Below are 10,310 nucleotides of genomic sequence, written 5' to 3' on the forward strand. Positions count from 1 at the left end.
ATTGAATTACAGCGACTGATTTCTCCACTTTTTTCCTTGCCGTTTTTGTCCTATGGTGAATATTCCCGCTGCTAATCATTAAGCGTCAATGCGGCAATACGAGTGGAAAAGGATAAACAATGAGCGCAACTAAGAAAACGGCATTAATTATCGGGGCATCTCGTGGGCTGGGCTTAGGTCTAGTGGATGAACTTAACCAGCGCGGCTGGTCGGTGACTGCCACGACTCGTCAGCACGCCAAAGAAACCGGTGCCAATCACTCTCGCTGGCTGGTATTGGATATTAATCAGCCGGCCAGCATTGAGGCATTTTTGCCACAGATTGCAGGGCAGCAATTTGATCTGATTTTTGTGAACGCGGGTGTAGCAGGCCCAGAGCATGAATCTGCTCTCAAGGCGACACCGGAAGAAATTCTGGCCTTATTCCAAACTAATACCGTTTCTCCTATCCGTATTGCCGAGCATTTATTGCCTTATCGCAAGCCACATAACAGCGTATTGGCGTTTATGTCCTCGCAGCTTGGTAGTATTACTAGCAATGAGAGCGGGCATAAGCCTTTGTATTCAGCCAGTAAAGCTGCGCTCAATATGATGACACGTCATTTAGTGGCAGAAACGGCGGATAATTCATTAACGGTATTGTCCTTCCATCCGGGCTGGGTAAAAACCGATATGGGCGGTGATGCTGCACCTTTAACCATTAGCACTAGCGTGCGTGGCGTGGTGGATCAGGTTGAGAAGTTAGCAGGTAAGGGCGGCCATGCTTTTATCGATTATCAGGGGCGCGCATTGCCTTGGTAACCATAAACCCCATCCATAACGGATGGGGTGTTTTATCGAACAGTCGTTCAGGTGTGGGGCTTTATTTCATTATCTAAATCGAAAGATATAAATAAATCTAATTTATCAATAACCTATGGCTGCACCTGCCGGGCGCCGAACATCGTTGGCACCGTAGAGATAACCTTCCCGAACTTTGCCTGAAACCGCAGAGTCATTGCCTGAATTAGCCGGCGACACGCCCGCCACGTTCGGCAAGCCCACCAGAATTAACTCGGCGGCTCCCCACGGGCTTTGTTCAACCATTTTATAGCCCATTTCCTTCAGGATTTTCAGGCTGTCAGCAGACACACCGCGTTGCTCGTAATACACCTCATCCGGTAACCATTGGTGATGAATGCGTGGCGCATCAACCGCTTCCTGCGGAGCCATACCGTGATCGATAATATTCAGCGCAGTTTGTAGTGTGATAGTGATGATACGCGAACCGCCTGGTGAACCCAGAACCATATAGATCTGACCATCTTTGGTCACTAACGTCGGGCTCATAGACGATAGTGGGCGCTTACCGGGGGCAATGGCGTTAGTCGCTCCCTGAACCAATCCATACAGGTTCTGTTCGCCGACTTTGACGGTAAAATCATCCATTTCATCATTGAGGAAGAAACCGGTACCTGGTGCGATGACGACTGCACCAAAGCGGCCGTTCACGGTATAAGTGGTTGAAACGGCGTTACCTTCATGATCGACAATCGAATAGTGAGTCGTTTCCGGTTTTTCATGAGGTTGCCTACCGGGCTGAACATTTTCTGATGGCGTGGCTTTGCCCGGCACGATTTGTTTACGAATCTCATCGGCGTAGCTTTTACTGAGCAGGCGATCGATAGGATTTTTAACAAATTCAGGATCGCCGAGGAAGGTGTTGCGGTCCATATAGGCGTGGCGCATGGCTTCGGTCAGTGTATGAATATAGGCCGCTGAGTTAAAGCCCATGCTTTTCACATCGTAACCTTCGAGAATATTCAGCGTTTCGCACAGGGTTACGCCGCCAGAGCTAGGAGGCGGGGCTGAAACAAATTTATAGCCACGATAGCTACAGGTAACAGGTGCGGTTTCGGTAATTCTATAGTTGGCAAAATCTGCCGCGGTCAGAATGCCACCGCCTTTTTTCGATGCATCTTCCACTGCCTGTGGAATTTTCCCCTGATAGAAAGCGTCAGGCCCTTTTTCTGCGATAGCTTCTAGCGTATTGGCTAAATCGGTCTGTACCAGTCTATCTCCCGGTTCAAAGGGCGAACCGTCTTTACGCAGGAAAATACGAGCAGATTCAGGATCTTCACGAAAACGCTTGGTGGTGGTATCGAGAATGTCTGTATCAGCACGCGTTAGGATAAAACCTTCCCGCGCCAGACGAATCGCCGGTTCCATCACTTGCTTACGTGTTAATTTACCGTATTTCTTCTGTGCGCTGTCCATGCCCAATACGGTTCCCGGAACGCCGGAGGCCAGATAGCCGTACAGACTGGCATCTTTAGTCACTTTACCGTCTTTATCCAGATACATATCGGCGCTGGCGGCGGCTGGAGCCGTTTCACGGAAATTGATAAAGGTGTCTGTACCATCGGCTAAATGAATGGTCATAAAGCCGCCGCCGCCGATATTCCCGCAACAAGGATTAACGACCGCCTGAGCATAGCCCACGGCCACTGCCGCATCGACTGCATTACCGCCCATTTTCAGAATATCAACGCCAACCTGAGAAGCGAGATGCTGAGAGGAAACAACCATGCCATTTTTAGCTTCCACTGCTGGCATAGAGGCTGCATGTAAGTTACCGCTAACTAACAAGGCTACGACAGTCAAAGGCATCGTCCATTTTTTTAAAAGCATACTGACTCCTGTAATGAGTTATTTTTCATAAATCTCTGACATATCTACGGGTTAAGTCCCTGGTGTTGCCGAGTATTCACAACACCTTTTGGTGCAAACATCACGCCAATTATTTATTTAATAACAAATGATTTGTTTATTAACTAACCGGTTACAGATTAGCTCGGTGCGAGCCGTTTTGCAGCGCGGAGAGCAGGACAATTAAAAGTGACGTAGAAAAATGTCGGTGGGATCACGTTGCACTAATAAGGGGCAGTAACAAGAAAAGGAGAGAGGCGATGGTGCTGGGAAAGGTATGGGCATAAAAAAACCAGTCAGCGTGAACCGACTGGTTGATATTATTCGATTAAATCAGGATTTAACCCAATTTCACTTCGGCTTGATTACAGCTTTGAAGCGTTTTTAGACAGGTATTTTGCTACGCCGTCTGGAGAAGCGCCCATACCTTCCTGGCCTTTTTCCCACTGTGCAGGGCAAACATCACCGTGTTCTTCGTGGAATTGCAGCGCGTCAACCATACGGATCATTTCGTCGATGTTACGGCCCAGTGGCAGGTCGTTAACTACCTGGTGACGAACAACACCGTTTTTGTCGATCAGGAATGAACCGCGCAGCGCTACGCCAGCATCTGGATGCTCGATACCGTAGGCTTGTTGGATTTCACGTTTGATATCAGCAACCATCGCGTATTTAACTTCGCCGATGCCGCCGTTTTCGATTGGGGTTTTACGCCATGCGTTGTGAACAAATTCTGAGTCAAAAGAAACACCAACAACTTCAACGCCGCGTTTCTGGAATTCTTCGTAACGGTGATCGAAAGCAATCAGCTCTGAAGGGCAAACGAAAGTAAAGTCCATTGGCCAGAAGAACAGGACGGCTGGTTTGCCGTTCAGGTGCTTTTTCAGGTTGAAGTTTTCAACGATTTCGCCGTTACCAAGTACAGCAGCCGCAGTAAAGTCAGGGGCTTGACGAGTTACCAGAACCATAAATTACTCCTGTTAATAGGGATGGATTAACGAGTTGGGATAAAACTTTCGTCACAGCATAGGGAGTTAGCCACAATCAATAAAGGTCTATATACCAATTGCTGTGATAGTTTCTATCTATCAATAACTTAATTTTGTATCTTTTGTCTTGTTAAGATACCCACTTTGACATAAAGAGCAAGTGACTTAAATCAAATAAGCCATACCAGACTTACCGATAGGCTAAATCTGTTTATGCTGCGCTTTGTGCATCATTTGTGGGTAGAACTGCCAGAATACCTGCTCCAGCGGTTGATAATGTTGCTCAATATCGTAAAACGAGCCAGCCAGTGCAGACAGTTTAGGACGACGATTCGCCATGCCTTGTAACACATTCGCGATAAAAGGCAGCTCGGCATAGCGTTCCAGCCAACGTTCGGGCCACAGATAAGCATTCAGATTCTGGAAACGTTCAGGCGTATGCGGGAGCTGCGGAATGATTTGCTGCTGAGCCTGCAAAATAAACGCTGGCAGAGCGATGTCTGGCACCAATTCATCCCAGTGACGTGCCAGAAAATGATCCCACAGGACATCCAGCGTGATTGGCGCAACCCGGCGAAAATCAGTGCTAAAGTAGAGCCGCGCTTGCTTAACCTGCGGTAGCGTGTCAGTCATCACATCGACACGGCGATGCATCATGATGCCAGCCACAACCTCTTGGCTATAATCATGCTGCGGATTGCCGCGAACGAAGTCGGCCATCAGATTGCCCAGTAGCGAGCTGTCGGACAAACTGGCTAAATGAAGGTGAGCTAGAAAATTCATCCGCAGAGTATAATCCAAATAGCAGGTTATCTTGCTTAATTCTTGCAGCCAACCCTTGGCGGCTCTAGACTAGGCGGCCTGTTTTTGTCGTCTAAAGTGGAAAACCATGCGTGTTGCCGATTTTTCTTTTGAGCTGCCAGAGTCACTGATTGCTCATTATCCACAGCCCCAGCGTAGTGGCTGTCGTTTGCTATCGTTGGATGGCCCGAGTGGGGAGTTAACCCACGGCATTTTTACCGATTTGCTGGATAAGCTGGAAGCGGGCGACCTGCTGGTTTTCAACAATACCCGCGTGATACCGGCACGCCTTTTTGGTCGTAAGGCCAGCGGCGGCAAGCTGGAAGTGTTGGTCGAGCGAGTGTTGGACGATCATCGGGTACTGGCGCACGTTAGGGCGTCAAAAGCGCCGAAACCGGGCGCTGAGCTGCTTCTGGGCGACAATGAAAGTATCCGCGCCACCATGCTGGCGCGCCACGATACGCTGTTCGAGTTGCGTTTTGATGAAGAACAGGACGTTTTCAGTATTTTGAATGCGATTGGCCATATGCCATTGCCTCCTTATATAGATCGCCCTGATGAAGATGCCGATCGCGAACTGTATCAAACCGTATACAGTGAGCGTCCGGGCGCGGTGGCTGCGCCGACAGCAGGGCTGCATTTTGACGAGCCTCTGCTGGCTGCGCTACGAGAAAAAGGCATCGAAATGGCCTTCGTCACTCTGCACGTTGGCGCGGGGACCTTCCAGCCAGTGCGAGTAGAAAGCATCGAAGAACATATTATGCATTCCGAATATGCCGAAGTACCGCCAGAGGTTGTGGACGCGGTATTGGCATGTAAAGCACGGGGTAAAAGAGTGGTCGCGGTGGGAACGACTTCGGTTCGTTCTCTGGAAAGTGCAGCCAAAGCCTGTGAGAATGGCTTAATTGCTCCTTTCTTCGGTGATACGCGTATCTTTATTTATCCAGGATATCAGTATCAGGTTGTGGATGCGTTGGTTACTAACTTCCATTTACCTGAGTCCACGCTCATCATGCTGGTTTCTGCATTTGCAGGATATAAAAACACCATGAATGCCTATCAGCAGGCCGTGGCGGAGCAATATCGATTCTTTAGTTACGGCGATGCGATGTTTATCAGCCGTAACCCACTGGCACCGCAAGAGACGGTTAACCAGTAATTTACAGGCCACATACTTTGTGTGGTCAGGCAATAGCAACATCAGACTGTTTATCTGATGCTGGAGGTTCTGTGAAGTACGAATTACAAAAAACCGATGGGCGTGCTCGTCGTGGCCGTTTGGTCTTTGAGCGCGGCGTAGTGGAAACCCCGGCTTTTATGCCCGTGGGCACCTACGGCACCGTTAAAGGCATGACGCCGGAAGAAGTGAAAGAAACCGGCGCGCAAATCCTGCTGGGCAATACTTTCCACCTGTGGCTGCGTCCTGGGCAGGAAATCATGAAGCTGCACGGCGATTTGCATGATTTTATGCAATGGCACGGGCCGATTCTGACCGACTCCGGCGGTTTCCAGGTATTCAGCCTAGGCGCAATGCGGAAAATCAAAGAGGAGGGGGTGCATTTCAAAAACCCGATCAACGGCGATTCCGTGTTCCTTAGCCCAGAAAAATCGATGGAAATTCAATACGATTTAGGTTCAGACATCGTCATGATTTTTGACGAATGTACGCCTTATCCAGCCGATTGGGATTATGCCAAGCGTTCAATGGAAATGTCATTGCGTTGGGCAGCCCGCAGTCGTCAACGCTTTGATGAGCTGAATAATAAAAATGCCTTATTTGGTATTATTCAGGGCGGCGTTTACGAAGATTTACGTGATGTATCGGTAAAAGGACTGGTAGATATCGGCTTTGATGGTTACGCTGTGGGCGGCCTGGCGGTAGGTGAGCCAAAAGAAGATATGCACCGGATTCTTGAGCACGTTTGCCCACAGATTCCAGCGGATAAACCACGCTATTTAATGGGCGTCGGCAAGCCGGAAGATTTGGTTGAAGGTGTACGCCGCGGTATTGATATGTTTGACTGCGTGATGCCAACGCGAAATGCCCGTAACGGACATCTGTTTGTTACCGATGGCGTGGTGAAAATCCGTAACGCCAAGCATAAAGATGATACGTCGACCCTGGATGCTGAATGTGATTGCTACACTTGTCGCAATTATAGTCGCGCCTACTTGCATCATCTGGATCGTTGCAACGAAATACTGGGTGCCAGACTCAATACCATTCATAATCTGCGTTATTATCAACGCTTGATGGCGGGTTTACGTCAGGCTATTGAAGACGGTAAATTAGAGAGCTTCGTTGAAGATTTCTATGGTCGGATCGGGAAACCTGTTCCACCATTAAACGTTTGATTTAGAAATTATTAACTTGTAATTATAGATTGAACGGTTAGGATTTTGCGGTTACTAATTTTAACACACTGATGTCACACTACTGATATTGATAACAATGAGGGAATTTTAATGAGTCTTTTCATTTCTGATGCTGTCGCATCTGCAGGGGCTCCGGCTCAAGGAAGCCCGTACTCCCTGGTAATTATGCTGGTGGTCTTTGGTCTGATCTTCTACTTCATGATCCTGCGCCCACAGCAAAAACGTTCTAAAGAACATAAAAAGCTGATGGACTCTATCGGTAAGGGTGACGAAGTTTTGACCACTGGCGGTTTGATCGGTCGTGTTACTAAAGTTGCGGAAACTGGCTATATCGTTATCGCACTGAATGACACCACTGAAGTAATGATCAAGCGTGACTTCGTGGCTGCCGTTTTGCCGAAAGGTACAATGAAGGCTCTGTAATTTTCGATTTTCCCTAAGGGAACTACCGTGTTGAACCGTTATCCTTTGTGGAAGTACGTCATGCTGATCGTCGTGATTCTCGTCGGTCTGTTGTATGCGCTTCCCAACCTTTATGGTGAGGATCCGGCTGTTCAAATCACTGGCGCGCGAGGTATCGCCGCCAGTGAAACAACGCTGGACCAAGTCCGTACTGTCTTGGAAAAAGACAACATAGCGAGCAAGTCTATTGCCCTGGAAAACGGTGCAATTCTGGCTCGCTTTAAAGATCCTGATGTTCAGCTGCGTGCCCGTGAGGCATTAATGACAGCGCTGGGCGACAAATACGTGATTGCGCTGAACCTGGCACCGGCAACACCGAGCTGGCTGGCCAGACTGGGCGCTGAGCCGATGAAGCTGGGCCTTGACCTGCGTGGCGGTGTGCACTTCCTGATGGAAGTGGATATGGACACGGCGTTAGGCAAGCTGCAAGAGCAGACAATGGATACCCTGCGCAGCGATTTGCGTGAAAAAGGTATTCCTTACGCTGCGGTGCGTAAACTCGATAATTACGGCGTTGAAGTGCGTTTTCGCGATGACAAAGCCCGCGATGAAGCCATTAGCTATCTTTCTTCCCGTCACCGTGATTTAGTCATCAACTCTAACGGCAGCAATACATTAAAAGCCGTGATGAGTGACGATCGCCTGCGTGAAGCTCGGGAATATGCTGTTCAGCAAAACATTACGATTCTGCGTAACCGTGTTAACCAATTAGGTGTGGCTGAGCCATTGGTTCAGCGTCAGGGTGCCGATCGTATTGTGGTTGAATTGCCGGGGATTCAGGATACTGCCCGTGCCAAAGAGATTCTTGGTGCCACGGCAACGCTGGAATTCCGTTTGGTTAATACCAACGTTGATGGTTCTGTTGCCGCCTCTGGCCGTGTGCCGGGCGATTCAGAAGTGAAAAATACCCGTGAAGGACGCCCGGTTGTATTGTACAAGCGCGTTATCCTGACCGGCGACCATATCACTGACTCTACTTCCAGTACCGACGAATACAATCAGGCTCAGGTGAATATTTCACTTGATAGCGCCGGTGGCTCTACCATGTCCAATTTCACCAAAGACAACATCGGCAAGCCGATGGCAACTTTGTTTGTGGAATATAAAGACAGCGGTAAGAAAGATGCCAACGGTCGCGCCATTCTGGTTAAACAAGAAGAAGTTATCAACGTCGCGACCATTCAGTCTCGCCTTGGTAACAGCTTCCGTATTACCGGTATTGATAACCCGAACGAAGCTCGCCAACTGTCTCTGTTGCTGCGTGCCGGTGCCTTGATTGCGCCAATCCAGATTGTGGAAGAGCGAACTATCGGCCCAACTTTGGGTTCACAAAATATTGCCCAGGGTCTGGAAGCCTGCCTGTGGGGTCTGGCGGTATCTATCCTGTTCATGGTGGTTTACTACCGTAAATTTGGTGTGATTGCTAGTACCGCGCTGCTCGCCAACCTGGTGTTAATCGTCGGCGTGATGTCTCTGCTACCGGGGGCGACATTAACCATGCCGGGTATTGCCGGGATCGTGTTAACCCTTGCGGTTGCGGTTGATGCTAACGTACTGATTAACGAGCGTATTAAAGAAGAGTTTAAAAACGGGCGGTCGATTCAGCAGGCGATACACGAAGGGTACAAAGGTGCTTTCTCCAGTATCATCGATGCGAACGTCACGACGTTGATCACAGCGATTATTCTGTATGCTGTGGGTACCGGTTCGATTAAAGGCTTTGCTATTACGACAGCAATCGGCGTTATTACGTCAATGTTCACCGCAATAGTGGGTACTCGTGCCATCGTCAACCTGCTTTACGGCGGCAAGCGCGTTAACAAGCTGTCTATTTAAGGAGTACGTTGTGGCACAGGATTATACTGTTGAGCAACTGAACTATGGCCGTAAAGTCTATGACTTTATGCGCTGGGACAACGTGGCCTTTGGCATTTCGTTGTTGCTGTTAGTGGCATCCATTGCGGTTATTTCTGTAAAGGGGTTTAACTGGGGATTGGATTTCACCGGTGGTACGGTGATTGAAATCAACCTGGAAAAACCAGCAGATCTTGATCAAATGCGTGACACTTTGGAAAAAGCGGGCTTTGAGTCGCCAATTCTGCAGAACTTCGGTAGTACCCGTGATGTGATGGTACGTATGCCGCCTGCGACTGGTACTGCGGGTCAGGAATTAGGTAACCGTGTTATTTCGGTTATCAATGAATCTGTTGATAAGAATGCAACGGTAAAACGCATCGAATTCGTCGGACCAAGCGTGGGCAGTGATTTGGCTCAGGCTGGCGGGATGGCGCTTCTGGTGGCTTTGCTGTCTATCCTGGTTTACGTCGGCTTCCGTTTTGAATGGCGACTGGCGCTGGGGGCGGTTATCGCTCTGGCCCATGATGTGGTCATCACTATGGGAATTCTGTCGTTGTTCCAGATAGAGATTGACCTGACCATCATTGCTTCATTAATGTCGGTTATTGGTTACTCACTGAACGATAGCATCGTGGTATCGGACCGTATTCGTGAGAACTTCCGTAAGATTCGTCGCGGAACGCCTTACGAAATCATGAACGTGTCCCTGACCCAGACGTTGAGCCGTACTATTATGACCTCGGCAACTACCCTGATGGTGGTACTGATGCTGTTCATCTTCGGTGGTGCGATGCTGCAAGGCTTCTCACTGACCATGTTGATCGGTGTATCTATCGGTACTGTCTCATCCATTTATGTCGCCTCTGCATTGGCGCTGAAATTGGGTATGAAACGCGAGCATATGCTACAGCAGAAAGTTGAGAAAGAAGGGGCTGACCAGCCTTCTATTCTTCCTTAACCAAAGGCGTTAGAGTTAATCTTTGGGTTAACTCCGGCGTAATAAAAAGCCCCGAGAATCGTGGACTGTAGTCCAAAATTTCGGGGCTTTTTGCTTTTAAACCTGAATAGACCCCAGTTTCCTAGACGGTAGCGTGCCTCATGAACCAGGCACTTTCATAAACTGCAGGGGGTTGATCTT

9 protein-coding genes are annotated in these 10,310 nt (G+C 48.9%); 6 read left to right on the forward strand and 3 right to left on the reverse strand.

What is annotated here, in order from left to right; genetic code table 11:
- The first annotated feature begins 119 nt into the window (after positions 1 to 119).
- Complete coding sequence (locus tag DBA33_RS14245; protein WP_064514122.1) at positions 120 to 800, forward strand: SDR family oxidoreductase; 681 nt, start codon at positions 120 to 122, stop codon at positions 798 to 800.
- Positions 801 to 905: 105 nt separating this feature from the next.
- Here the strand turns inward: DBA33_RS14245 and ggt are convergent, their stop codons facing one another.
- The 3 genes from ggt to DBA33_RS14260 all read right to left on the reverse strand — a co-directional run bounded on the left by ggt (position 906) and on the right by DBA33_RS14260 (position 4,459).
- Positions 906 to 2,669, reverse strand: coding sequence for a gamma-glutamyltransferase (ggt, locus tag DBA33_RS14250; protein WP_120806679.1), 1,764 nt, complete (start codon positions 2,667 to 2,669; stop codon positions 906 to 908).
- Between the two features lie 383 nt (positions 2,670 to 3,052).
- A complete protein-coding gene (locus DBA33_RS14255; RefSeq protein WP_064514118.1) occupies positions 3,053 to 3,655 on the reverse strand; it encodes a peroxiredoxin C in 603 nt (200 codons plus the stop codon).
- 222 nt (positions 3,656 to 3,877) lie between these two features.
- Entirely contained in the window at positions 3,878 to 4,459 is a 582-nt protein-coding gene (locus tag DBA33_RS14260; RefSeq protein ID WP_064514116.1) for an ACP phosphodiesterase, read from the reverse strand.
- A 106-nt stretch (positions 4,460 to 4,565) separates the two neighbouring features.
- Between DBA33_RS14260 and queA the strand changes: the two genes are divergently transcribed.
- The 5 genes from queA to secF all read left to right on the forward strand — a co-directional run bounded on the left by queA (position 4,566) and on the right by secF (position 10,130).
- Entirely contained in the window at positions 4,566 to 5,636 is a 1,071-nt protein-coding gene (queA, locus tag DBA33_RS14265; protein WP_064514114.1) for a tRNA preQ1(34) S-adenosylmethionine ribosyltransferase-isomerase QueA, read from the forward strand.
- Between the two features lie 71 nt (positions 5,637 to 5,707).
- Positions 5,708 to 6,832, forward strand: coding sequence for a tRNA guanosine(34) transglycosylase Tgt (gene tgt, locus DBA33_RS14270; RefSeq protein ID WP_049598493.1), 1,125 nt, complete (start codon positions 5,708 to 5,710; stop codon positions 6,830 to 6,832).
- A 111-nt stretch (positions 6,833 to 6,943) separates the two neighbouring features.
- Positions 6,944 to 7,276: a preprotein translocase subunit YajC gene (gene yajC / locus DBA33_RS14275; RefSeq protein ID WP_042527720.1), complete on the forward strand. Its 333-nt coding sequence runs from the start codon at positions 6,944 to 6,946 to the stop codon at positions 7,274 to 7,276.
- Positions 7,277 to 7,303: 27 nt separating this feature from the next.
- Positions 7,304 to 9,151: a protein translocase subunit SecD gene (gene secD, locus DBA33_RS14280; protein ID WP_071889681.1), complete on the forward strand. Its 1,848-nt coding sequence runs from the start codon at positions 7,304 to 7,306 to the stop codon at positions 9,149 to 9,151.
- 10 nt (positions 9,152 to 9,161) lie between these two features.
- Positions 9,162 to 10,130 carry a protein translocase subunit SecF gene (gene secF, locus DBA33_RS14285; RefSeq protein WP_049598498.1) on the forward strand — a complete coding sequence of 323 codons (969 nt, stop codon included), beginning with the start codon at positions 9,162 to 9,164 and terminating at the stop codon, positions 10,128 to 10,130.
- Positions 10,131 to 10,310 lie beyond the last annotated feature (180 nt).

The organism is Yersinia sp. IP36721, assembly GCF_003634395.1.
GTDB classification, from domain to species: Bacteria; Pseudomonadota; Gammaproteobacteria; order Enterobacterales; family Enterobacteriaceae; genus Yersinia; species Yersinia entomophaga.